This is a genomic window from Thermomonospora catenispora (assembly GCF_006363815.1).
GTDB classification, from domain to species: domain Bacteria; phylum Actinomycetota; class Actinomycetes; order Streptosporangiales; family Streptosporangiaceae; genus Thermomonospora; species Thermomonospora catenispora.
The window spans coordinates 84,697-108,449 of sequence record NZ_RRYT01000017.1 but is presented as its reverse complement, the minus strand read 5'-3'; the positions used below and the strand labels follow the sequence as shown (position 1 = coordinate 108,449).

General features: G+C 71.7%; 23 protein-coding genes and 1 pseudogene. 8 read left to right on the top strand and 16 right to left on the bottom strand.

The features are described from left to right. The 3 genes from EIO00_RS24555 to EIO00_RS24225 all read left to right on the top strand — a co-directional run. Positions 1 to 1,110, top strand: a 1,110-nt coding sequence (locus EIO00_RS24555) for a HEAT repeat domain-containing protein (RefSeq protein WP_175596232.1), incomplete at its 5' end; no start/stop codon positions are given. Between the two features lie 11 nt (positions 1,111 to 1,121). Next, positions 1,122 to 1,694, top strand: coding sequence for a hypothetical protein (locus EIO00_RS15050; RefSeq protein WP_140179408.1), 573 nt, complete (start codon positions 1,122 to 1,124; stop codon positions 1,692 to 1,694). A gap of 410 nt (positions 1,695 to 2,104) precedes the next feature. Next, the gene (locus EIO00_RS24225) at positions 2,105 to 2,536 is read left to right on the top strand and encodes a hypothetical protein (protein ID WP_161602728.1); all 432 of its coding nucleotides are present in this window, start codon (positions 2,105 to 2,107) and stop codon (positions 2,534 to 2,536) included. Positions 2,537 to 2,887: 351 nt separating this feature from the next. Here the strand turns inward: EIO00_RS24225 and EIO00_RS15040 are convergent, their stop codons facing one another. The 12 genes from EIO00_RS15040 to EIO00_RS14990 all read right to left on the bottom strand — a co-directional run bounded on the left by EIO00_RS15040 (position 2,888) and on the right by EIO00_RS14990 (position 14,034). Continuing rightward, positions 2,888 to 3,328, bottom strand: coding sequence for a nuclear transport factor 2 family protein (locus EIO00_RS15040; RefSeq protein ID WP_241661363.1), 441 nt, complete (start codon positions 3,326 to 3,328; stop codon positions 2,888 to 2,890). 31 nt (positions 3,329 to 3,359) lie between these two features. Then, complete coding sequence (locus EIO00_RS15035) at positions 3,360 to 4,238, bottom strand: TIGR03619 family F420-dependent LLM class oxidoreductase (RefSeq protein WP_140179405.1); 879 nt, start codon at positions 4,236 to 4,238, stop codon at positions 3,360 to 3,362. A gap of 75 nt (positions 4,239 to 4,313) precedes the next feature. Continuing rightward, complete coding sequence (locus tag EIO00_RS15030) at positions 4,314 to 5,294, bottom strand: helix-turn-helix domain-containing protein (protein WP_140179403.1); 981 nt, start codon at positions 5,292 to 5,294, stop codon at positions 4,314 to 4,316. A 57-nt stretch (positions 5,295 to 5,351) separates the two neighbouring features. Then, on the bottom strand, positions 5,352 to 6,092 hold the full coding sequence (locus EIO00_RS15025; protein ID WP_140179401.1) for an SDR family NAD(P)-dependent oxidoreductase: 741 nt from the start codon (positions 6,090 to 6,092) through the stop codon (positions 5,352 to 5,354). Continuing rightward, positions 6,089 to 7,126: a 2,3-butanediol dehydrogenase gene (locus EIO00_RS15020; protein WP_140179399.1), complete on the bottom strand. Its 1,038-nt coding sequence runs from the start codon at positions 7,124 to 7,126 to the stop codon at positions 6,089 to 6,091. The genes EIO00_RS15025 and EIO00_RS15020 overlap by 4 nt, the downstream gene beginning before the upstream one ends. Next, positions 7,123 to 8,385: an MFS transporter gene (locus tag EIO00_RS15015; RefSeq protein WP_140179397.1), complete on the bottom strand. Its 1,263-nt coding sequence runs from the start codon at positions 8,383 to 8,385 to the stop codon at positions 7,123 to 7,125. The genes EIO00_RS15020 and EIO00_RS15015 overlap by 4 nt, the downstream gene beginning before the upstream one ends. 11 nt (positions 8,386 to 8,396) lie before the next feature. Continuing rightward, positions 8,397 to 8,930: a 2,4'-dihydroxyacetophenone dioxygenase family protein gene (locus EIO00_RS15010; protein WP_140179395.1), complete on the bottom strand. Its 534-nt coding sequence runs from the start codon at positions 8,928 to 8,930 to the stop codon at positions 8,397 to 8,399. A gap of 261 nt (positions 8,931 to 9,191) precedes the next feature. Then, positions 9,192 to 10,745 (bottom strand): carbohydrate-binding protein, encoded by a 1,554-nt coding sequence (locus EIO00_RS15005; RefSeq protein WP_241661362.1) that lies wholly within the window; start codon positions 10,743 to 10,745, stop codon positions 9,192 to 9,194. A gap of 602 nt (positions 10,746 to 11,347) precedes the next feature. Then, positions 11,348 to 11,632, bottom strand: a complete 285-nt coding sequence (locus EIO00_RS15000; protein WP_140179390.1) for a hypothetical protein — start codon at positions 11,630 to 11,632, stop codon at positions 11,348 to 11,350. After that, positions 11,611 to 11,754 carry a hypothetical protein gene (locus tag EIO00_RS24220; protein ID WP_161602727.1) on the bottom strand — a complete coding sequence of 48 codons (144 nt, stop codon included), beginning with the start codon at positions 11,752 to 11,754 and terminating at the stop codon, positions 11,611 to 11,613. Before EIO00_RS24220 ends, EIO00_RS15000 begins: the two co-directional genes overlap by 22 nt. A 325-nt stretch (positions 11,755 to 12,079) precedes the next feature. Beyond that, positions 12,080 to 13,075 (bottom strand): aldose epimerase family protein, encoded by a 996-nt coding sequence (locus EIO00_RS14995; RefSeq protein ID WP_140179388.1) that lies wholly within the window; start codon positions 13,073 to 13,075, stop codon positions 12,080 to 12,082. Beyond that, positions 13,072 to 14,034: a LacI family DNA-binding transcriptional regulator gene (locus EIO00_RS14990; RefSeq protein WP_140179386.1), complete on the bottom strand. Its 963-nt coding sequence runs from the start codon at positions 14,032 to 14,034 to the stop codon at positions 13,072 to 13,074. The genes EIO00_RS14995 and EIO00_RS14990 overlap by 4 nt, the downstream gene beginning before the upstream one ends. Positions 14,035 to 14,178: 144 nt before the next feature. On the opposite strand from EIO00_RS14990, the gene EIO00_RS14985 reads away from it, so the two are divergent. From EIO00_RS14985 to EIO00_RS14975, 3 genes and pseudogenes are all read left to right on the top strand, one after another. Beyond that, positions 14,179 to 14,790 (top strand): DUF6807 family protein, encoded by a 612-nt coding sequence (locus tag EIO00_RS14985; protein ID WP_140179384.1) that lies wholly within the window; start codon positions 14,179 to 14,181, stop codon positions 14,788 to 14,790. Next, complete coding sequence (locus EIO00_RS14980) at positions 14,787 to 16,289, top strand: aldehyde dehydrogenase (NADP(+)) (RefSeq protein WP_140179382.1); 1,503 nt, start codon at positions 14,787 to 14,789, stop codon at positions 16,287 to 16,289. Before EIO00_RS14985 ends, EIO00_RS14980 begins: the two co-directional genes overlap by 4 nt. Positions 16,290 to 16,435: 146 nt before the next feature. Beyond that, positions 16,436 to 16,689 (top strand): annotated as a pseudogene (locus EIO00_RS14975) (DUF993 family protein); the annotation flags it as partial. Positions 16,690 to 16,759: 70 nt separating this feature from the next. Here EIO00_RS14975 and EIO00_RS14970 read toward each other — a convergent pair. Beyond that, positions 16,760 to 17,674, bottom strand: a complete 915-nt coding sequence (locus tag EIO00_RS14970) for an alpha/beta hydrolase (RefSeq protein ID WP_241661361.1) — start codon at positions 17,672 to 17,674, stop codon at positions 16,760 to 16,762. A 221-nt stretch (positions 17,675 to 17,895) separates the two neighbouring features. Continuing rightward, positions 17,896 to 18,723: a TylF/MycF/NovP-related O-methyltransferase gene (locus EIO00_RS14965; protein ID WP_140179378.1), complete on the bottom strand. Its 828-nt coding sequence runs from the start codon at positions 18,721 to 18,723 to the stop codon at positions 17,896 to 17,898. A gap of 1,660 nt (positions 18,724 to 20,383) precedes the next feature. Here EIO00_RS14965 and EIO00_RS24215 point away from each other — a divergent pair. Next, positions 20,384 to 20,560 (top strand): hypothetical protein, encoded by a 177-nt coding sequence (locus EIO00_RS24215; protein ID WP_161602726.1) that lies wholly within the window; start codon positions 20,384 to 20,386, stop codon positions 20,558 to 20,560. 88 nt (positions 20,561 to 20,648) lie between these two features. Continuing rightward, the gene (locus EIO00_RS14960) at positions 20,649 to 21,164 is read left to right on the top strand and encodes a hypothetical protein (RefSeq protein WP_140179376.1); all 516 of its coding nucleotides are present in this window, start codon (positions 20,649 to 20,651) and stop codon (positions 21,162 to 21,164) included. Positions 21,165 to 21,181: 17 nt separating this feature from the next. Here EIO00_RS14960 and EIO00_RS14955 read toward each other — a convergent pair whose 3' ends face one another. Together EIO00_RS14955 and EIO00_RS14950 are read right to left on the bottom strand one after the other, a co-directional pair. Further along, a complete protein-coding gene (locus EIO00_RS14955) occupies positions 21,182 to 22,177 on the bottom strand; it encodes a hypothetical protein (protein ID WP_140179374.1) in 996 nt (331 codons plus the stop codon). A 1,011-nt stretch (positions 22,178 to 23,188) separates the two neighbouring features. Next, complete coding sequence (locus tag EIO00_RS14950) at positions 23,189 to 23,362, bottom strand: DUF2397 domain-containing protein (protein ID WP_241661360.1); 174 nt, start codon at positions 23,360 to 23,362, stop codon at positions 23,189 to 23,191. Positions 23,363 to 23,753 lie beyond the last annotated feature (391 nt).

The following is a 23,753-nucleotide window of genomic DNA, read 5'->3' as shown; positions in this document are numbered from 1 at the left end:
GCGGTCACCGCCTTCTCCGGCGTGGTCGGGGCGGCGCCGTCCCGGGACACCCACCGGGTCAGGCACGTCGGCGTCGCCTTCTGCCGCCCCTTCGGGTTCCTCGCCGTGCACCGGACCAGCGGCCTGATCCTGACCGCCGGCTGGGTCGCCGAGCCCGAACCCCCGACGCGCCCGGAGCGGCGGACCCCGGTCACCGATCCGCCCCGCCCGCGCGGCGCCGGTGGTGGCGGAGGAACCCGTGACCGACTGGGCCGCGTGGTCGCGGCGGCCGTGCAGCGGGCCGAGAAAGGGCGGGAGCCGGCCGAACGGCTCGTCGACGCGGCGGGGGACCGGAGGGCCGCGCGACCGGCGCTCGAGGAGACGCTCGCCGACCCCGCCGCCCGCTACCGCGACGCCGTGCGGGCGGCGGCGGACGCGGCGGAGGCGGGGACCGCAGGGGTGGACGGGCCCTCCCCGGGCACCGTGACCGGGCTGGGCGAATGCGGCACCGCCGACGACCTCGCCCTGCCGGCGCCGCTGCTGGAGCATTCCCGTCCCGCCGTCCGCGCCGAGGCGGTCCGGGCGATCCGCCGCCTCGGCGGGCCGCCGGCCCCGCTCGCGGCGCTGCTCACCGACCCCGCCCCGGCGGTGGTCCGGGCCGTGACCCGGGCGCTGCGCGACGAGCCCGGCGTCCCGCCCACCGGGCGGCTGTGGGAGCTGCTGAGCGCCGCGCGCCCCCGCCATGTCCGGCGGGGAGCGCATCACCTGCTGCGCTCCCGGGGCGCCTGGGCCCGGGTGGAGGCCGACCTGCTCCTGATGACCGACGGGGATCCCGAGCCGGCCGCCCGCGGTCGCGCCGACCTGACCGCCTGGCCGGACGGGGGCCACGCCGCCGTCTACGCGCCCTTGCCGGCGGCCGCCCGGGACCGCGTCCACGCCCTGCTCGCCGCCGCCGCTCCCGCGCTCGGCCCCGACCGGACCCGCCTGCTGCACCGGCTGGTGACGACGGCCGGGAGCGGAGAGGAGCAGGGCGTGCGGCAAAGCGTCCGGTGCAGGGGCGGGGCGCCGCCGCGGGTCTTCGGGGTCGCCGGCGGCGTCCGCCGAGGGGTGAGGAGATCCCCCGAGGAGTGAGGTGACCGCCTTTGCACATCGCCGCTTTCCGGACACGATTCCGCAGGCTGTGGAAGGAGTACCTGGGCGGCCTGATCATGCTCGGGCTTCTGTTCGTCCCGTTGCTCTACTTGCAGTTCCATGAGGTGATCCTCGGCAGCGGCGCATTCGACCGCGCGCCGTCGTGCTCGATGCTGCGGCCGAGCCTCGTGCCCGCCCACGTCGACCCTCGGGAAGAGGGAGACGACTCCCGGCGGCGCTGCCGTTGGAAGGTCACTCCGACGGAGGAGCTGAAACTGCTCCTGGAACGCGAGAAGGCGACGCTGGACAAAGGCGCGATAGAACTCGCCCGACACTCCTTGGCATCCGGCCGTGAAATCGCCGAGCAGTTCCCCGGGAACCGGGTCGGTGACGAGCCCGGATTCGGTCCGGGCGCGTATCACGTCGACGGAACCTCCTCGCATGAGATCAGATTCCGCGTCAGCAACCTCGTCGTCGAGCTCCGCTGCTCGGGGCCGGGCGAGGGGGAGGACCGGCGCGAGCGCAGGGAGCGGGCCGTCCGGGCCGCCGCCGAGGTGCGGGACGCGCTGGAGCGGATGTCCTGAGGAGGCTCGATGCGGCGGCGGGCGTCCGGCCCGTCGTGACGGACGGCGGCCTCCCCGCCGTCCGCCCTTGCCGCCGCCCATGGTGGTCACCGGCCGCCAGGAGCGGTCGCCCGGTACGCGGTGACGATGCGCGGTGATGATGCCCGGTGATGATGCGCGGTGATCGGATCGGAGCGGGAGCTTTGTCGAATATGCCGTGATCTGCTTGGAAAGGTTTTTTCGGTGATGCAGGAATTATGGCGCAAAGGGGGCGTCTTGGGTTCTTCTATGGTGGGGCGGACGGCAAGACACGCCCAAGGACATATTTTTTAACGTGCGCGGACTACATCGGTGACCGAGATGCATGTTACGTCTGAGTCGCTGCATCAATGCAGTCGAAAGCACTTCTAGCGATGAAGCAGAGGGCTCAGATGAACAAGCAACTGGCTATGGCCGGCCTGGCGTCCTTCGTGCTCGGCGGCGCCCTGCTCGCGGCGCCGTCCGCGATGGCGGCGGACCGGGCCGTGAGCAGCACCACCGCTTCGGTCGCCGCGGACGCGACCCAGGCGGGCCTGCGCCTGGGCGGCGGCTGCCACAAGCGTAAGTGCAAGTGCAAGTGCAAGCATTCCAAGCATCACAAGCACTACCACAAGCACTACCACGAGCACTACCACAAGCACCATCACAAGCACGACCACGGCCACCACCACGGCCATCACCACCACCACAAGGGGCACCACCACAAGGGCCACCACCACAAGTACGACGACGACTACTACGACGACCACTACGACCACTACGACCACGACCGCACCACGTCCGGCGATGTGATCGCTCCGGTCGTGGGCGCCACCCACAACTGATCCCGAACGCCCGGCGAGTCGGGAGCGCGGTCGGGCTGCCGGTGCGCGGCCTGACCGCCATCGCCATCGATCACCAGTGCCTTTCGCGACGAGCCGGCCCGTCGCAGCCGCTCACCGCGGTATGACAGGCAGCCGCGCGGCCGGCGGAGCCCCTGGAATCGCCTTCCAGGGGCTCTGCGGTGTGCTCGTCCTGCGGCCTTCGCCCGCCCGGCGCCGAGTCCGCGGCGCCGTCACGGGTGCGACGCGCCCGCGGTGCGCCCGCGACGGCGTGCGGCGCCGCTTGTGGGGCGGGCGGTGACGCCGCCTGCAGGACGTCGTCCGTGAGCCGTCCGGCGGCGGGCGGTCGCGTCCTCAGACCGGGCGGGTCAGGGTGGCCAGGGCGCGGTCCGGCTCCCAGTGCGCGCGCAGCGAGGTGATCCGGCCGTGCTCGTCGACGGTGTAGACGATGACGCAGTCGACGGTCATGGTCGCCTCGCGGTCCACCGCGATGGTGATGGTGGCGACGTTCGCGCAGCACGGGCCGTTGGCGAAGGAGTCCTTCACATGGAACCGGTAGCCCTGGGCCGAGGCGATGGCCCGGTCCCAGAACCGGCCGATCTCCGCCAGGCCCCGATGCCCCCGCCCCCGGGGGTCGAGCATGGACGGGCCGACCGGGTCCTCGACCACGGCGTCGGGGGAGAAGAGGGCGAGCCACTCCTCGCGGCGGCGGGCGACGACCGCCGCCATGGAGGAGCGGGCGGCCCGGCGGGCGGGGTGATCGCCGTCGGGGGCCTCCCAGCGGATCTCGGACACGAATGAAACTGTAACGTGTTCTTGTTTCGGGTCAAGGGCCGACCTTGGCGATCACTTTCTCGGCGAACCGCTCCAGCCGCTCGATCTTCTCCGCCAGCGGCTGGAGGTCCGGTCCCCGGCGGTAGGGGTCGCGGAACCCGACGATCACGTCGGTGACGCCCTTGTCGGCCAGCCGCCGCACCCCGTCCGCCGAGTAGGCGTCGGGGGAGATCACGTGGATCTCGAACGGTCGGTCCGCCGTGCCCTCCTCGACGCGCAGCCGGTGCAGCCTGGCCAGCAGCCGGTCCAGCTCGTCCGGGTCGCCGCCGCCGTGCATCCACCCGTCGCCCAGCCGCGCCGCCCGGCGCAGCGCCGCCTCGCTGTGCCCGCCGATCAGGATCGGGATCGGCCGGTCCGGGGCGGGGGTCATCTTCACCGCCGGCAGGTCGAAGAACTCGCCGTGGTACTCGAAGTAGCCGCCGCGGGTCAGTCCGCGCACCACCTCGATCGCCTCCTCCAGCCGCCGGCCGCGCCGCCGCCAGGGCACCCCCATGACCGCGTAGTCCTCCGGCCACGGGCTCAGCCCCACCCCCAGCGCCAGCCGCCCCCCGGTCAGGGCCGCCACCGAGCCGGCCTGCTTGGCCACCAGCACCGGCGGCCGGACCGCCAGCTTGAGCACGAACGGGATGAACCGGATCGCAGAGGTCACCGCCCCCATCGCCGCGATCAGCGAGAACGGCTCCAGGAAGGGCTTGTCCTCCAGGAACTCCCGGCTCCCGTCGGGGGTGTAGGGGTAGACCGCGTCCGATTCGCGGGGGTACACCAGCGAGTCCGCCACGGTCATCCCCGCGTACCCGGCCGCCTCCGCGGCCCGGGCCAGCGGCAGGTAGTGCGCGGGGTCGGTCATCGCCTCGGCGTAGCTGAACCGCATGCCGGAAGCATAAGAGAACTTGTTCTCATTCGGTATCCCTCGGGCGGTGTGCGCCGGGTGCGCGCCGGGTGCGCGTCAGGCGCGGGCCCGGGCGCGGGCCTCGGTGGGGGTGCAGCCGAACCGGGCCCGGAAGAGGCGGGCGAAGTGGGCCTGGCTGGAGAACCCCCAGCGGTAGGCGACGTCGGCGATCGTCGCGCCGGCGGCGGCGCCGCTGACGAGCTGCTCGCGGGCGCGCTGCAGGCGGCGTTCGGTGATGTAGCGGGACGGCGTGGTGCCGGTCGGCTCGAAGATCCGGCCCAGATGCCGGACCGAGACGCCCAGCACCCCGGCGACCTGGGCGGGGTCCAGCCGGGGGTCGTGCAGATGCCGCTCGATGTGGTCCTTGGCGACGAGGAGCTGCGCCTGGTGGGCGGCGGGGCGGGGGCCGCCGCCGCTGCGCTCCCAGCCCAGCATCCGGATCAGGGCGAGCACGTCGCGCCGGGCGCCGCCGCCCTCCTCGCCCCGCTCGCCCGCGGCCGGATGCACCATCGCGTGCAGGACCGAGCGCAGGGTCGTCACCAGCTCCCCCTCGCGCGCGGTGTCCCGTCCGAACAGCATCGGCGCGGGGACCCCGCCGGCCAGGCACTCCTGCTCGAACAGCTCTCGGGGGATGTCCACCAGGAACTGGCGCATCGTGCCCGAGAAGCCGAACAGATAGGGCCGCCGCGTGTCGTACAGGACCAGGTCGCCGGCGGCGGCCGACAGGCAGCCGTGCTCGTGCATGAAGACCGCATCGCCCTCGAGCAGCAGGCTGGCGAAGACCGAGTCCTTGGGGGTGGAGCGGGCGACCTGCGGGCTGCGTTCGATGGCGTGGGCGTTCCCGCTGATGTCGGCGAGGCGGAGACCGTCGAACTCGTAGTTGGTCTGCCGGGCCAGCAGCCCCCGGTCGGAGTAGGAGGTGCACGACAGCCCGACCAGGGCGGTGCGGTTGTACTCCTCCCAGTAGGCGATGCGGTCGCGGGGGTCTACCTCCTCGGTCGTCGCCTGAGAGATCACGGGGAGAGCGGTCGCCGGCACGGTCGGCCTCCTCCCAGTTCAGCACGTTTTGCGAAGTCTAGCCTGTTGTGGTGATCATCACACCGCCAGATAGCCGCCGTCCACCGGCAGCACGGCGCCGGTGACGTAGGAGGCGGCGGGGGAGCACAGGAAGGCCACCGCGGCGGCGACCTCGCGGGGGTCGCCGAAACGCCCGCAGGGGATGCGCGCCAGCACGGCCGCCCCCGCCTCCGGGTCGTTCAGCAGCCCCCGCGACAGCGGGGTGACGATGAAGCCCGGCGCCACCGCGTTCACCCGGATCCCGTCGGCGGCGTACTCGGCCGCCAGCGAGCGGGTCAGCTGCGACACCCCGCCCTTGCTCGCGCTGTAGGCGGGCCGGTCCCGGCTGCCGCCGAAGGCGAACATGGACGAGACGTTGACGATCGCGCCGCCGCGACGGGCCAGCGCCGGATGCGCCGCCCGGCAGGCGACCATGGTCGCGGTCAGGTTGACCTCCAGCACCAGCCGCCACCGCTCCGGCTCGTACTCCTCCCGGTCGAGGCTGATCCCGGCGCAGTTGACCAGGACGTCCAGCGGATCGGCGGCGGCGATCAGCGCGGTGAGGGCGGCCTCGTCCCGCACGTCCTGCTCGACGACCCGCACCGCCGGATGGGCCGGCGGGCCGTCGCCGGCGGCCGGACGCAGGCCGAGCGCGGTCACCCGGGCGCCGAGCTCGGCGAACAGCAGGGCCGTCGCCGCGCCGATGCCGGACGTGCCGCCGGTCACCAGCACCGTCTTCCCCGCGAACAGTTCCGGGGCGAATCCCGTGGTCGTGGTCATGGCCGCACCAGCACCTTGATCTGCTCCTTGTTCGTCAGCAGGGCCTCGAAGCCGTCGCGGACCACGTCGCGGAGGGGGATGACGTCGGTGACGATGGCGGTGAAGTCCACGCCCTCCTCGGCGACGAGCCTGATCAGCTCGGGGTGGACGCCCCGGTAGCCGACGCTGGCGATGATCGACTGCTCGTTGTTGACCAGCGCGAACGCGTCGATGGCGACGGTGCCGCCGAGACCGACCAGGGTGACCCGGCCGCCCCGGCGGGTCGTCTCCAGGCAGTGGCGCACGGTCGTCTCCGCGCCGACCGCCTCGAACGCCACGTCGGCGCCCTCGCCGCCCGCCGCCGCGCGCAGCGCGCCGTCGCCGGCGTCCGCCACCGCCTCGGCGGCGCCCAGGCGCAGGGCCAGCTCGCGCCGCCGCGGGGACGGGTCCGCGGCCACGACGCGGCCCGCGCCGCGCAGGGCGGCCAGCTGGACGATGAGCAGGCCGATCGGCCCCAGCCCGACGACCGCGACGGTCTCCCCCTCCTGCAGCCCCGACCGGTGCAGCGCGTGCAGGGCGACCGCGGCGGGCTCGAACACGGCGGCCTGCTCCAGCGACACCTCCTCGGGCAGCCGGTGCGCCATGTAGGCGGGCACCACGGCCGTCTCCGCCAGGCCGCCGTCGCCCATCAACCCGGCGAACCCGAAGTGGCGGCACAGGTTGTACTCGCCCGCCAGGCAGCGCGGGCACCGGCCGCACCGGTAGTGGGGCTCGACGGCGACCCGGTCGCCCGGACGCAGGCCCTCCACGTCCGGGCCGACCCGCGTCACCGTCCCGCAGAACTCGTGGCCGAGCACCAGCGGCGCCGTCCGGCCCGACTCCGGGTGCGGCTCGGTCACCGGGACGGCGTGCGGCCCGTCGGCGTACTCGTGCAGGTCGCTGCCGCAGATCCCGCAGTACGCCACGCTGATCGCCACCTCGCCCCGCCCGGGGGCGGGCGCCGGGACGTCCACGACGCGGACGTCCCGGGCTCCGTACCAGACCGCGGCCTTCACGCCACGGCCTCCGCGGCGGCGCGCCGCACGGCGGCGGGGGCGGTCTCGCGCAGCCCCGTGGCCAGCAGCATCACGAGCACCGCTCCGCCGGCCGCGATGAACATCGCGGCCCGCAGGCCCCACTGGTCGGAGGCCCAGCCCGCGACCATCGGGCCGAGGAAGCCGCCGGCCAGCTCGCCCACGCCCATGATCACGCCGAGCGCGGTGGCGAGCGCGGCGCGCGGCACGGTCTCGGCCGGGATGGTGGCCATGAACAGGGTGAAGCAGCCCAGCCCGGTGTAGGTGAGGACCATCAGCGCGCCCAGCGACACCGGGTCGCCGACGTACACCACCGCGAGCGGGCAGCACGCCGCCAGGGCGGTGAAGCCGATCAGCGCGGGCTTGCGGCCGATCCGGTCGGAGATCGCGGGGGTGGCGAACCCCCACAGCACCCACGCCACGCCGAGGCAGGTCATGACGCCGCTCATGGTGCCCGGCGCGAAGCCCTTCTCCTCGGTGAGGTAGGTGGGGGTGAACGTGATGATGGTGACGAACCACGTCAGGTAGCAGCAGGCGATCAGCATGCAGATCACCACGTTGCGGTTCGCGAGCACCTGCCGGACGGGGATCCCGCCGGCGGGGGAGGTCTCCTCGGCGGCCGGGGCCTTCTCCAGGGGCGCGGCGCGCCCGGGCGGACGCTCCCGCACGTACAGGGCGATCAGGGCGGCCACCACGACGCCGGGGACGATGGTGACGAAGAACGTCGTCCGCCAGCCGACGGACTCGGCGAGCCAGACCACCGCGATCGGCGCCACGATGCCGCCGAGCAGGCCCGCCGAGGAGCCCTGCAGCAGGCCCATGTTCAGGCCGCGGCGCGAGGGGCGGGACGCCTCGGCCATCAGCGACTGCGCCATCGGCAGCACCGCGCCCTCGGCGGCGCCCATCAGCGCCCGCGCGGCCAGCAGCCCGAGGAACCCCGTCGCCAGGGCCGACGAGGAGGAGAACAGCGAGAACAGCAGCACCGCGGCGATGAGGATGGGCTTGCGCCGGCCCAGGCGGTCCGACAGGCGCCCGGCGAACATCCCGGCCAGCGCCCAGGTGAGGGCGAGGATCCCCGACAGCATGCCGAGCTGCGCGTTGGTCAGGCCGAAGTCGTCGTCGATGTAGGGGGCGAGGTAGGCCAGGGCCTGGCGGTCGAAGAAGACGAAGCCGAACGCCAGGAACAGCAGTGCCAGCAACCGGTTCTCGTACCGGTCGGCGGAGGGGGTGGAAGGAGCCACGGACGACCTCGTCAGCGGATGAGCGAGTCGATCAGGTCGGCGCCCAGGCCCACCTTCTCGTAGTGCTCACGGCACATCGCGAGGTAGTCGTGGACGTCGAAGTAGCCCTCGGGCTCGCCGTTCTCGTCCAGCCAGATCAGCGGACCCTTGACGATGAACATCGTCTTCATCGGCTCGCCGGTGTCATAGGCCACCAGCGTGTGCCCCTCGCCGGGGGCCTCGTAGACGAAGTCGCCCGCGGTGGCCGTCCACGGCCGCTCCAGGTACCCCCACTTGCCGGAGATCGTGTAGGCGAACACCTCGTGCGGGTGGTAGTGCCGGTTGACCAGCCCGGCCTCCTTGGCCCGCAGGATGTCGGACCAGGTGTTGTCCTTGATGTTGATCCACAGCGGGCGGGAGCCGACCGTCTCGGTGAACGGCACGTAGTAGCGGTCGTCGTCGGTGGCCACCTTGGACAGGTAGACCTCGGGCAGCGCGTCGGGCTTGACGGAGTTCTCGATCGGCTTGATGTCCTTCCAGAACTCCGAACGAGGCGCTTCGGGCATGGGATTCCTCTCCTCTCGGTCGTGCTGCCGAGAGTGAACCCCGTCACAGCCGCGTCCGTCTTTCCCCTGCGCGACCGCACCTTTTGCATATTTCGGACATCAGGCTTCCGGGTGTCAGGCGCCGTGGTGCGCCCCGCCCGGCCGGTCCCCCGCGCGGAGGGACCGGCCGGCGCACCGGCCGCGGGCGGCGGGCGGTGCGGCCCCGCCTCGGCTCGCCTCAGCCGCCCGGGGCCGACCGCCGAAGGGCCGGCCGGTGGGAGATCAGCCGCCGAAGGTCACGATCAGCCGGCCGTCGGCGTCGAACGACCACCGCAGGGCGCCGCTGTAGGAGGAGCAGCGGGAGCCGTTGGAGCCGAACCAGAACTGGTTGGAGCCGTCGGCGTCGCCGACGATCTTGTCGTTGCCGCCGCCGCCGCTGCGGCAGGAGGTGTTGTCGCGGAACACCGAGGTGCCGGCCTCGAAGGAGAAGTTGCGCTGGGCGTTGTCGACGGCGACGTTGCCCGAGACCGTCATCGTTCCGGGGTTCCGGTTGTAGGTGAACCCGTGCTTGCCGTTGCGGTAGGCGATGCTGCGCCGGATGACGTGGTCGACCCCGATGTCCTCGCCGCCGAGCTTGTAGCCGTTGCGGTCGCCGGAGGGGTTCTGGGTGCCGTCGCTGAGGGCGCCGTTGCCGTAGGAGAGGGAGTCCTCGATGGTCACCGGCCCGATGGCGCCGGTGTCGGACTTGGTGTACAGATCCCAGCCGTCGTCGATGTTGTTGTGCGCCACCGAGTACCGGAAGACGTTGCCGGGACCGGAGGTGAGCTTGGCGGCGAAGCCGTCGGCGTCCTCCCCGTCGGAGTCGGCGTTGTCGTGCGACACCGCGCTCACGATGAGGTTGTAGGACGGCCACTGGTCGCGGGGGGTGCTGGAGGAGATGCGCGACAGCTGCAGCCCGGTGTCCCGGTTGAAGCGCGTCACCGTGCGCTCGAGGATGTTGTGGCTGCCGCCGACGAAGATCCCGTTGTCCCCGGCGCGCTCCACGACGATGCCCTTGACGTGCCAGTACGACCCGTTCAGGGCGAGCCCGCGGTTGGCGGGGTCCTCGCTCATGGCCGAGAAGTCCAGCACCGGGGTCTCGCCGGGGTGGGCGAACAGGTTCTTGCGGGCGGCGGCGGTGCCGCTGTTGCCCTGCGCGATGGTGACCGTCCGCGAGAGGCGGTAGGTCCCGCCGCGCAGATAGATCGTCCCGCCGGCGGGGACGCGGTCGATGGCCGCGGTGATCGTCGTCGGATCCGACTCGGTCCCCGACGCGTCGTCCCGGCCGTCCGGCGCCGCGTACAGGACCGGTCCCGTCGGCGGGGCGGTGTCGTCGCCGTCGGTCTCGACCTCGATGTAGTCGATGTTGGGCAGACCGCCGGAGGTGATCGGGGTGAGGCGGACGGTGTTGCTCCCCGCCTTCAGCGACACCGTCAGCGCCCTGGTGGCCCAGGTCGACCAGGCGCCCGTGCCCTCGAAGGACACCGTCTGCGCCGCGGAGCCGTTGACGGTCAGGACGGCCGGGCGGGCGACGGCGGTCCCGTTGGCGAACCGGACCCGCAGCGTCGCCGCGCCCGCGGCGGGGGCGCTCACGGTGAACTGCGCGTAGGCGCCGATCGCGTTGGCGCCGTTGCAGAATCCGCTGCCGGAGTGGCCGGGCCAGTCCGAGTCGATGGTGCCGGTGCAGACCGCCGGCGCGGACTCGGCCTCATAGCGGGTGGACGCGGCCTGCGCCGCGGCGCCGGTCAGCGCGGTGAGCGCACCGGCCAGCAGACCGGTGCACACGACGACGGGCATGGGTCGTGACTGCATCTCGCTCTCCAGATCGGTCGTCGGGCCAGGGGACGGGGGGAGGGGCGGCGCGGCGGCCGGCCGCCCTCACCCGGGAGGCGCATCCGGTGCGCGCCGGGATCGGCGCCTGCGGGAAAAGCGGCGGGGAGCGGGCCTGAGGCGGCGACGGAGAAGGCATGGGGCGGCCCTTTCCGGGCGGGGTCCGGGCGTGCCGAAGCGGATTTCTTCAATGGCGGGTCATGGGCTGGGAAGGGTATCCGTATTCGGCGGCGAAAATCGCTTGTATCGGCAACGTAGGTCTTCTTCTCCCGCCCGTCAACAGCCCGGCTCAAGACTGTCGCCCACGTGAATGAACCCCGGTGTCCGGTGGTCGAATCCACTGCCTGACCGTGCAGAGTGCGCAGGTGGAGACATGTCTCTCCGTCCGGACCCGAGGTGGGCGCGAGGAATCACCGAAAGCCGAAGGGACGCGCTGAAAAAGACCGAGAAAAGAGCGGAGGCGGCGCGGAAGCGCTCCCGCAGGGCCGCCGTGACCGGCGCCGAACATACGGCGCCGCGATATGGCGACGCCCGCGGATCGGTGTTTTCTCCGTGCCGCCCGAAAAACGTCAGGAGGAGGCCGTGGCGGAATCGGGGCGCCGGGCGACGAGCCGGGCGAAGGCGGTCTCCTGCATGGGGACGTCGAAACAGCGCGGGGCCGAGAAGAACAGACCCGCATACGCCTCGGGCGCGTCCCGGTAGGCCTCGCTGATCTGGGCGTGGGCGCGGCGCATGCCCTCGGCGGGGAAGAGCGGGTCGTCGAGGGCCTGCAACACCGGCAGCGGGGCGGGCGCGCGGCAGGCCACCACCCGGGGCCAGCCGGCCGGCCGGGTCAGACCCGGCGGGAACAGCATCCAGAATGCGCGGCGACGTGCTCCTCGCGCAGGTCGCGGAAGGAGGAGACCATCGCGGCGGCGACGCCCGCCCGGTGACCCGCCCGCCGCGCCAGGGGGTCGTCGCCGGGGCCGCGGAACACGTCGTTCAGCAGCAGGACGTCGCCGCCGTGGTCGCCCGCGCCCGCCTCGACGGGGATCTCCTCCGGCTCCTTCCAGTGCCGGTGCAGCGTGAGCCGTTCCCGGGCGCCGGCGGCGTTCCTCTTGTCCGCGGCGGTCGGGTCGATCGCGGCGTGCGGCGGGGTCCAGGCGCGTTCGACGGCCTCCGGCTCCAGCCGGCCCCCGGTGCCGTTGAACGCCGCCCGGTAGAGGAACCACGGGGCCAGGAACAGGTGGGCGGCCCGGGTCTGCGATCGTCTGCGGGGAGGACGCCGCGTAGGGCCCCGCGAGGGCCTTACGGGCCCGGGCTCACCCGTCCGCGGGGCGGGACGGGACGGTGAAGCGATAGGTCGTGCTCGATCGGTACTCCTCGCCCGGGCGCAGCACCGTGGAGGGGAAGTCGGGCCGGTTGGGGGAGTCGGGGAAGTGCTGGGTCTCCAGGCACAGCCCCGCGAACGGGCCGTAGGGCGTGGCGCGGTCGTCGAGCATGTGCCCGGTGTAGAACTGCACGCCCGGCTCGGTGGTGGTCACCTCCATCGACCGGCCGCTGCCGGGATCGGTGACCGTCGCCCCGCCCCGCAGCACGAAGCAGTGGTCGTAGCGGCCCTCCAGCCGCGCGCCCACCTCGGTCGGCGCGGTGAAGTCGAACGGGGTGCCCGCCACGGGGGCCGGGTCGCCGACGGGGATCTTGCCCTCGTCGACGGGCAGGTAGCGGTCGGCGTCGATCCGCACCACGTGCCCGCGCACATCGCCCGACCCGGCCAGGTTGAAGTAGGAGTGGTTGGTCAGGTTGACCACGGTGGGGGCGTCGGTGACCGCCCGGTAGTCGATCCGCAGCGCGTCCCCCTCCAGCCGGTAGCGGACCCGCACCCGCAGCGTGCCCGGGTAGCCCTCCTCGCCGTCGGGGCTGAGCAGGCTCAAGGTGATCTGCTCCGGCTCGGCGGACTCCACCCGCCACACCCGCTTGTCGAAGCCGCGGACCCCGCCGTGCAGGCTGTGCTCCCCGTCGTTGACCGCCAGCCGGTACTCGGTCCCGTCGAGGGTGAAGCGGCCGCGGGCGATGCGGTTGCCGTAGCGGCCCACCACCGAGCCGAAGTAGCGGTTGCGGTGCAGGTAGTCCTCGAGCGTGTCCAGGCCCAGGACGACGTTGGTGCCGTCGGCCACCTCCAGCCGCTGGATGGTCGCGCCGTAGCTGAGGACCGCCACGCGCAGCCGGCCGTTGTCGAGCACGTGCCGTTCGACCGTCTCGCCGTCGGGGGCGGTGCCGAAGAAGACGTCCTCACGTCCCGCGGATTCGATGCTCATGAACTTCCTTTCGGGGGAGCGGTGGATTCGCGGACCACCAGGTGGGTCTCCAGCACGGTCGAGGCGCTCATCGACTGGACGAGCAGGTCGACCGCCATCCGGCCGGCGTCGCCGGCGGGCATCGCGACGGTGGTGAGCCTGGGCCGGTACAGCCGTCCGGTGACGCTGTCGTCGAACCCGATCACGCTGATGTCGCCGGGGACGCTCACGCCGAGGCCGGCCAGGCCTTCGATGAGGCCGATGGCGACGAGGTCGTTGTAGGCGAGCACGCCGGTCACCCCCGACTCGGCGACCCGGGCGGCGACGGCCGACCCGCCCTCCTCGGTGGGCCGGTGGGGGCCGATGACGACCGTGTCCGCGTCGGGGGTCTCGGTGACGGCTTTGCGGATCTCGCCGCCGGTCCACGAGCCGGACGGCCCGGTCACCACCGCGATGCGCCGGTGGCCGAGCCCCATCAGGTGCGCCATGGCGGCGCGGGCGCCCTGGGCGACGTCCATCACCACCGTGGTCAGCCCGCGGATGCGCCGGTTGACCAGGACGAACGGAACGCGCTTGGCGAGCTTCTCCAGCGCCTTGTTCGGCAGCCGGGGGCTGCACAGCACGATGCCGTCGACCTGTTTGGAGAAGGCCAGGATCAGCTCCTCCTCCTCGGCGGGGTTCTCGTCGGTGTCGGCCACGAACAGGTGGTAGTCCTGGCGGCGGGCGGCGGCCTGCGCGGCCTTGATCAGCGGCGGGAAGAACGGGTCGGCCAGGTCCGCGACGATCAGCCCGATGTTGCCGGTGCGGCCGGTGGTGAGGGAACGCGCCGCCCGGTTGGGCCGGTATCCGAGCCGCTCGGCGACCGCCAGCACCCGGCTGCGGGTCTCGGCGTTCACCAGATGGGGCGCGGAGAAGGTCCGGGAGACCGTCGACACATGGACCCCCGAGGCCTTGGCGACGTCCCGAATGGTCACTGGCATGCCGACACCCTAACGCAACCGTTTGCAGACTCTTTGGATCTTCTGAGACCGATTGCGGGTGATTGACCACGGTCGCTTGACGTATCGCATGCCGCGCTGTGATGGTTTGCCGCAACTGATTGCAGTGCGGAGGGAGTCCGCGGGGTGAGCAGAGCGCTCGTCACCGGAAGCGCGGGCCGGCCGGGCCGCAGCGTGGCGGCCGCGCCGGCGGCGGCCGGACACGAGGTGATCGGCGTGGACCCCGCGCCCGGCACCCCGCGCGAGGCCGCCGAGGACCGCGCCGTGACCGCCCGGCCCCTGCCCGAGGCGGACGCCTGGGCGCTGGAGCTCGCCTTCACCCTGCACAACCGCACCGACGGGCCGCCGACGATCCGAAGCCCCGCCCGCAAGGGACGGGTCGGCGCCGGCTACGGCGGGTCCTTCTGGCGCGCCCCCGAGGACTCCGCCGAGCCGGAGGTCTGCACCGCCGAGGCCCGCGGCGAACCCGCCGTGCACGGCGGCCGCACCCCCTGGCCGGTGCTGACCGGCCGGGGGTGGAGCCTGGTGTTCGTGCAGGTGCGCGGGCTGGACCCGTGGTTCGTCCGCGTCGCCGAACACCCCGGCGTCGGGCCGGCCCCGGCCCGGGACACGCCGCTGCGCGTCCCGGATCGGCTGGACCGCGCGATCACCGTGGTGGTCGCCGACGGCCGCCTCACCGCCGAGAGGGCCGGCGCCCTCGCCGAGCTCGTCGTGAACCGACCTGGAGGAGACCCGTGACCGTCTGGAGCATCGACGCCCGCTCCGGGGAACGCCGCACCGAACACGCCGAGACCACGCCCCGCGAGGTCGCCGCGCTGTGCCGCCGCGCCCACGAGCTGCTGCCCGCCCTCGACGAGGCCGGGCCGCGCGGCCGCGCCGCCCTGCTGGAGGCCATGGCCGACGCCCTGGACGAGCGGGCCGGCGAGCTGGTCGCCGTCGCCGACGCCGAGACCGCCCTCGGCGAGACGCGGCTGACCGGCGAGGTCGCCCGCACCAGCGGCCAGCTCCGCCTGTTCGCCGAGGTGCTGCGCGAAGGCTCCTTCCTCGACGTCCGCCTCGACTCCGCCGACCCCCATGCCACCCCGCCCAAACCCGACCTGCGCCGGATGAACGTCCCCCTCGGGGTCGTCGGGGTGTTCGCCGCGAGCAACTTCCCGTTCGCCTTCAGCGTCGGCGGCGGCGACACCGCTTCCGCCCTCGCCGCCGGCTGCCCGGTCGTGGTCAAGGCGCACCCGCTCCACCCCGACACCTCCGAGCGGACCCTCGCCGCGCTGCGGGCCGGCGCCCGCGCCGCCGGGCTCCCCGAGGAGATCGTCCAGCTCGCGCACGGGCAGGAGGCCGGCGTCGCCCTCGTCCAGGACCCCCACGTGAAGGCGATCGGCTTCACCGGCTCCCTCGCCGGCGGCCGATACCTGCACGACCTGGCCGCCTCCCGACCCGAACCGATCCCCTTCTACGGCGAGCTCGGCAGCATCAACCCCCTCATCGTCACCCCCGGCGCGGCCCGCACCCGCCTGACGGAGATCGCTGCGGGACTCGCGGCCTCCGCGACGCTCGGCGCCGGACAGTTCTGCGTCAAACCCGGCCTGGTCCTGGCCCCCGCCGGCGGCGGACTGGCCGAGGCCATGGCCGAGCACTTCACCGCCCTGGAACCCCAGGTGCTGCTCGGCGACCCGATCCGCGCGGGGTTCGCCGCGGGAGCGGCCGAACGCCAGGCGATCCCCGGCCTGCGCACCGTCGCCACCGGCCGATCCGGCGGCGAACGCCGCGTCGCCGCCCGCCTGCTCGCCGGCCCCGCCTCCCTCCTGGAGTCCCACGGGCTGCTGCTGGAGGAGTGCTTCGGCCCGCTGACGATCGTCCTCGACTACACCGACGAAGGCGAGCTCCTCCGCGCCCTGGAACGGGTCCCCGGATCCCTGACGGTGACCCTGCACAGCACCCCGGAGGAGAGCGGGCTCGCCGCCCGCCTGACCGCGCTGGCCCGCGACCGCGCCGGCCGCCTCGTCTTCGACGGCTACCCCACCGGCGTCACCGTCGGCTGGGCCCAGCAGCACGGCGGCCCCTACCCGGCCACCACCGCCCCCACCACCACCTCGGTCGGCACCGCCGCCATCGCCCGCTTCCTGCGCCCGGTCGTCTACCAGAACTGCCCGCCCGCCCTCCTCCCGCCCGCCCTCCGCGACGACAACCCCTGGTCGCTGCCCCGCCGCCGCGACGGCGTCCTGGAGCTGCCGTGACCGACACCTCCCCGACGGAGTCGACCGGCAGACCGCCCAGCGCCCCGGCTGGAACCACCGCGCCGAGGACGGCGGCATCACCGTCGACATGTTCCGCCACTGGAACTACGTGCTGGAACGGCTCTTCGGCCGGGTCCGGACGGTGACCGCCGAGGCCGTCACCCACATCCCCGCCCGCCTCCCGCACCCCCTACGCCGCCGCGCACGCGGTGGCCGACCCCGCGGCGACGACACCCCCGGCGCCCCCGCCGTCATCGACTGGGACGCCACGCTGGCGTTCCGCCGCCACCGGTGGCGGCACGGCCTCGGCGTCGCGATGGACACCGCCCAGCGCGGCATGGGGCTGGACTGGGCGGCGACCGCGGAACTGATCCGCCGCAGCGCCGCCGAGGCCCTCGCCACGGTGCGCCGCCGCTGGGGCGAGCACGTGATGCGACCTCCGTGCGCCCCGGGCCGCCGGCGCGCGGTCCTCACGCGGCCCGGCGCCGGGCGTCGGCGTCGGTGACGGCGCGGACGAAGGACCCGATCTCCGCGATGGCGGCCAGACCCTCCCGGGCCAGGTCGGCGAAGACCTGGAAGACGTGCGCCTGCCCCTCCCAGATCTGCAGGGTGCAGGGCACGTCCGCCGCGCCCAGCCGTTCGGCCATCAGCTCGGCGTCGCCGCGCAGCACCTCGATCGAGCCGACCTGGATGAACACCGGCGGCAGACCGGCGAGATCGGCGTGCACCGGGCACAGCAGAGGGTCGTCCGGAGCGACGCCCGGGAAGCAGACCCGGACCATGTCCCGCATCCGCGGCGCCGGGATGTACGGGTCGATCGGGGCGTTCGGATGCGCGATCTTCGCGGCGATGTCCAGGTCGGTGAAGGGGGACAGGGCGGCGATCCCGGCGGGCGCGGGCAGCCCGGCGCGGAGCGCCCGCAGCGGCGTCATGAAGGCCAGATAGCCGCCGGCGGAGTCCCCGGCGACCACGATGTCGGAGGGACGGTGCCCCCGCTCCAGCAGCCACCGGTAGGCGTCGAGGCAGTCCTCGAGGGTGGTGTCGATGGCGACCCGGGGCGGCATGCGGTAGGCCACCGACAGCGCCGGCACGCCGGCCGCGCGGGAGATCCGGGCGATCATCCGGCGGTGGGTGCGCAGACCGCAGGCCACGAAGCCGCCGCCGTGGAAGTACAAGATCGCCTTCCGGGAGTCGCCGCTCACGCCGGGGCCGCGGACCCACTCGGCGGCGCAGCCGAGCCCGGTCACCGGGACGGTCGTGGTGCCGCGCGGCGGGCGCAGCGGCGCGGCGGCCCGGTCGAGCAGCCCGGCGCAGCGCAGCGCGAACGGGGTCCACGGCAGCCGCGCGATGAGCGGGCGCACGGTCCATCGCATCAGCCGCGCCATGATCCGTGCTCCCCGCCCGCATCCCGTGTGTTCCTCGATCACCGGCGCGACCGCCATCCGCGCACCCCTCTCCGCCGTCCGTTGGGGGAGAGTATGACCAAGTAAGCGCTTGGGTACAAGAGCGGATGCGGCGGTCCCGCCCGCGGAACGCTCCGGGGAGGGCGGGCCGCGGATCAGGGGCGGGCCGTGGACCGGGGACGGATCGCGGACGGGGTGCGATCTCAGGGCTTGACGGCGATCCGGCCGCTGTCGATCCGGATGAGCAGGAGACGCTCGCCGGTGCGCTCGAGGAACTCGTCGACGGCTCTGCGCGCACCCTGCCAATAGCCGTAGTCGTCGAGGATGAGCACGCCCCCCGAGACCAGCCGGGGATACAGATGCTCCAGCTCGTGCCTGGTGGAGGCGTACCAGTCGGTGTCCAGCCGCAGCAGCGCGATCCGTTCGGGGGCCCGCTCGGGCACGGTCTCCTCCACCGGACCCTGCACATAGTGGATCCGCTCGGCCGGATAGGGCACCTGCGCGAACCCCTGCCGGACGTCCTCCAGCGAGGCGCAGGCCCACACCGCAGAGGAGCGATCCGAGATCGCCAGCAACTGCTCGGCGGTGCGCCCGTCATGCCGCCGATCGTGCTCCGACGGCGGCGTCATCCCCTCGAAGGTGTCGAACAGATACAGATCCCGGGAATGGTCCCCCGCCAGGTCCAGCGTCCGCGCCACCGCGTGCATGCTGCCGCCCCGCCACACCCCGCACTCCACGACCGCGCCGGGCACCCGGTGGTCGTGGATGTAGCGGGTCGCGGTGATCAGCGCGTGCAGCTTGGCGATGCCCGTCATCGTGTACGGCCGCACCGCCCGGATGATGGCGCGGCACTCCTCGTCGATGTCGGCCGGGAACCGCTCCCGCTCCTTGTCCCCTTCCCCGCCCCGCTTCTCGGCCGGCTCCTTGCCTCGTCCCCCGGCCGGGCGGCGCGGCCCCGCCGACGCCCTGGTCAGCCGATAGCCGGTGACCGAGGCCAATAACCGGTTCGCCCGTCTCCTCCATCCGCTCATGCCCTCATGACATCACGCCCTCGGCGCGGGGGCGGGGGACACACGCCCGAGGCGCTTCGTCGACCACCACGGTGGTCGACGAAGCGCCGGGGCTCGCTCGTCATCGAGCACGCCGTTCGAAGCGCTTTCCGGATTCCCGGAGACATCGGGTGCTCTCCCCGGCATCCGTCGCCTCCTCGGCATCCTCCGGCGGCAGCGGGAGCACGTACTGCCGGGCGAGCGCGGCCATGGCGCCGCGAACCGGAGCGTCTTCGGCCGGCTGCTGGAGGTCACCGGGCACTGACCACAGATCACGGGCGCGTCAGCCGCCGGGCCACCCAGCGGCAGCGGGCCCGCCCGCATGCCGAATCCAGCGCGGTCTGCGTCGACCCGGAGCGCCGGTCCGTGCGACGCCGGCCATCAGCCGCTCCGGCGAGGCCGGAGTGGTGATGGGATGAGTTGCCCAGCGGCCTCCTAAAGATCGATGAGGGAGCGGCAGACCGGCCGGCCCAGGGCTGCCGGGGGAGCTGCTTGAGCATGGGGCCCGCGCGTGTGGGCGGAGGGACCGGACCTGACGGCCCACCGTGCCACTGCGCCCGTTGTGCAGGCCGTATCGGGCCGGTGCCCATATGGGCGCCTCTGGAGAAAGAGGGGCCCGCCGGTACGGACGGGAGTGAGCGGACGCCGCCGAAGACCGGGACGGTGAACTGAGGCGTGGACGGGGCGTGTCGTGCGCAGGAGTACAGCCGGAGCGGAAAGGGTGATGTGGCGGGGGCATGCTGCGACTTCTTGACGATGCTTTCAGGGCGGCGGGCACGCTGTCCCTGATCGCCTTCCGGCCCAGGCTGAGAGGGGCCGTCAGCCTGGAGCGTACGAGTGCGCCACCGCCTGAGCCCTGCCGAAGCAGGTCACAGCCATGCCTCTACGCACAGACATCACGTGCATCGTTGGCGGCATCACCGGCGATATGGAGGGCCTCCGGCTTCGTCCTGACCGGGGTTGAGCGGGACGCGTCCTGATGCCGTGAGACCTCATGACGGCCCGCCTCTCCACGAAGGAAGGGCGGCCCTGCTCATCGGTAGCGCTACTGGTGTTAGCGACACTATCAGTTCTTCGCCGGCGTAGCGGAAGTCGCACTTGAGATGCTCGACGGCTTCGGGTTTGAGATTGGTGCCACGCTCAGCCTGGCGAGTTGCAGGAGAATGAGGTTGAAGGGTCTCGTGCGCTGTGAGTGGACTGCTGCATTTCTGCAGCTCATTGGCCTCCCTGCTGCGCCGTCCGCCTTGTCTCCGGCACCGCTTGACCGTCGAGGTCTTGGGACGCAAGTCGAGCCGGGAGCAGGCGGGCATCCGGTTGAGCGGACTGTCCGCGCTTCCCGGACCGGCCTTGCAAAGGACTCCGCGGATCCGTCTGCTCCCGAGTCCGCCGTCCAAAGGCACCTGTCACCGCCGTCCATTGATGGGGCTTGGGGCGACGGAACCAAGGCGGCTGGTATTTGGGGAATCGCATGACCCGATTCAGTCGGCCTATGTGCAATGCCGTCCGTTGTCCCCGGTGTCCGGGATCCTATGTCGATCGTGTCTGTGGGGCACTGGAGGTCAGGATCGAGGAGGGCGTGTGGGCAAGGAGATCCAGTGGAACCCGGATGCCGTTGAAGGGCTGGGGAGGGACCTGCTCCGGTATGGGCGAGAAGGTCGAACAGGCCCATGTGGCCGCTCAGTGGGCAGAAACCGCAAAAAAGCTCAACGAGGCCGCCGATGGCATCGAAAATCGGGTGAAGGGATTCGATCACTCCAAGTTGAGCATGACGGCCGGAAGGCTTTTGAACAGAAGGCCGGCGCGTTGGTTCGGCGCTTGAGGTCGGCCGCGCTCGCGGCAGCCATGATCGCGGTGATCTCCTGATCTATGCGCTCATTCTCTTCATCTTCGGCGTATTCCTTGCCCTGATGGCGGCCTTTCTTCTGGTCATCGCTGTTGTCTATGTCGTCCAGTCTTGGATCCCCGGGTACGGCCAGAGGGTTATGGCCTGGGCCGACACCACCGCCACCACCATCGGAATGGAACTTCGGGCGACCACGGCGCAGTTGCGCTCGGTTGCACAGATCGCAGCGGCGGCTATCGGCGGGCCGGCGGGCGGTGACTTCGCTTTCCAGGCGGCGACCGGCTCCGACACGGCCGTTGGCGACCTCGTCCGGAGTACTCTTTACTCAATTGACGAGATCACGATCTCCTTTCTGGAGAACAAGGTGGCTGGCGGTCCTGGGTCCGCAGGTTTCAACGGCGTCGCCAAAGGGCTGCTCGGAAAATCCTTCTGGAGCGGGGTCGGCTATCAGGCTTTGGACACGTTCGGTATCTCTCCGAGCGGCAACTTCCGCCAGCAAGGATCGGATACGTGGGGCGTCCCGTCCGGAGGCGCCTACGCCGATCCGATCGATCCCGAGCCGGGCATCTCCACGTCCTGATGGAGGCCTGTCCGGGCTCACCTGGTCAGACGCAACGCGTCGAATGCGAACGCCGTCGCCGCATGACGCAGAGGTGCGGACGGGTCCCCGCGGAACACCACGGTCCAGCGCAGAAGGCCCGCCACGATGATGGCCACCGTCTCTCCCGCCTCCATGGTCAATGCGAAGGCGATGCCGGATCGGTTCTCGTCGCCTGGATAGGGGACGATTCGGCCGAGTGGCGTTCGGTCGGGTGCCAGGACCTCCAGCAGGAGCGGGGAACGGGCGGCCCTTTTCACCACCAGCACCGGTCGGCCGTTGGCGTCGAACACCGCCGATCCACCGGCCAACCGCACGATGAAGAGCGCGTCGCCGCCCGTGGGCGGGCGGGCGGCGACGAAGGGGCGGCGGGTCGCAAGCCGCCCCTCCCCGTGTCGTGCGGCCTCGGCCCTGGCCAGGACGGTCGGCGGGCGGGAAGAAGTGCGGAACTTCAGCAGCGTCCGTCCGCGTCCGTCCCGGAGCCGGCGCCGTCCCACCGTGAAAGCGTCGCCTCCGCCTGCCCGGACGAGCACTCGCCGAGCCTGGGCCCGTGCTCGGAGCAGGAAACGAAGGTATATCCCCGCCACGGGCAGGGCCACCGTCCACAGCAGCGCTCCGGGAAGCAGCGCGTGCCGCGAGCGACCCAAACCGCCGGCGTACGGGCCGAGCGGCCCCACGCGCACGGGGACCTCCTGCCCGATGTCGCTCCTGTCGACCCCGGAGACATGGCCGAAGCCGCGGGTGCCGTCGGGAAAACGCCAGCCGCCGCGGCAGTCCAGGTAGGTGGTGTCAGAGCGCACCTGGCGTTGCTCGCATGTCTCAATGGTGGCCACGGCCCGTTCTCCCCACACGACCGTGTACACGACCGCTCCGGGGAGAACGAGCATGAAGAACGCCAGTATCAGTAGGGCGAGGACGAGACAGGCCGGAGCGGCGGCAGCCTCGAAAGACCTCTTGATCAGCGCCCACCGGCCTGTCTTCGCCGCAGTGGTCATTCTTCCTCTCTTGCTTTCACCGAGGACGTGACGTGCCGAACGGGAATCGTTACCGTCCCATTGTTCGGCGGAGATCGTCCAATAGGGCTAGTGAGTCGTCGAGAGCTCGCTGGAACCCGTTCTGCATATGCTGGAGTTGACGTTTTATGGCCTTCGGATCCTGTACGATGTCCATGACGCCCTCGGGCGCGATGGGCGGATCCTCAACCAATTCCCGTGATTGGCGCTGCAGATCATGGAGCGCCTCCTCTGAAAGTCGCATGATCGTCTCAGCGAGTTCGGAGGACGCCATGCGCATGGCTCGAGGGTCGATCTCCAACTCGACGATCTTCCCCTCCGCGGAGGGCCCGAGGCGGACCCTGCCGTCACGAGACTCGGCTCGGTCGGCCGGCTCTTTCAGGAACTCCTGAAGCCCAAGCCGCCTTCTGTATCTCTCTCGTGGCCTTCTCCTTCAGGACATCGAGGTCCGTTTCGGAGGAGTCATGAGACTCGGTCACGATGAACCACCCTTCAGCAAAGCCGATGAGAGATCGCTGAGATCATAACGGAAGCTCCGTTCGTCTGTCTCCGGATCGTTCTGACGGAAGCTCCGATTATTGAACCTCCTGCGTTCCTTGGCTGTTCAGCCGGTTCGGTGGATGGAGATGGGGCGTGCCGGGGTCATGGTAGAGCTTGCGAGGCACACCGAGTGGCTCTTCCATGTCAACGCACGTGACAGGTGTCTTCCTGTGCCTGTCCATCGGTTGGTGCTACTACTGAAGATCAGGAATGGTGGCTCTGTGTCGTCGCTTCGATTCATTGTTCAGCCGCTTGAGGCGCACGGTGCGAGGGGTCGGTCCTTAGGATGGGACGCCGGATGAGACGAGCAGGCCGGATTCGGCTGAAGTGATATTGAGAGCCGACTGCTCGCTCGAGCTTCTGAATAGGGGACGAGTGTCCGTGAACGGCTCTGTCCTTTGGGAATGAGCGATGGGCGGTGAGCCTTTCTCAGTGGGCTTGATGCGGCGCTGATCACAGGTTGAGCAGCCGGCTAGGAACACAGTGGACCTCCGGTAGATGCACGACGAACCTGCGCTTGTTGTCCACGAAGACCCGCATGATCCGCCGGTAGAGCGGAGCGAGGGAGGTCTCCAGGTGCGCGAACGGCCGCGGCTCCTGCCCCTTCATCTCCCCCCGGTCTGCCACCCCCTGACAGTCAGTATGACTGGATTTATGCCGAGACATGACCTGGATGGCGTCTCCACATGGCCACTTTCGGTCTCCTGCCGTCCGGGTCGTGCTTCGAAGCTTGTGGAAACGCCAGCGGAAGGGGCTGGACAGAACAGCGGGCTTTCAGCGTGTGTTCTGAGGTGTCGAGACAGGGGTCTCGGCGGCACCGGATGTTGTATCACCCCAGGTCACCGCGTCGTCTCTGACTGAAACGCACCGGATCTGGCCTGCGGAACGATCCACCGAGAAGGCGGTGCCGGACAGGTTGGGCCGGAGCGCTCAGACCATGTGATACGCGATCTTCGACCATTTTTGGAATGCCCATTCCATGAGTTAGGGGAGGGTTGAATCGTGGGGTGTGATCTGG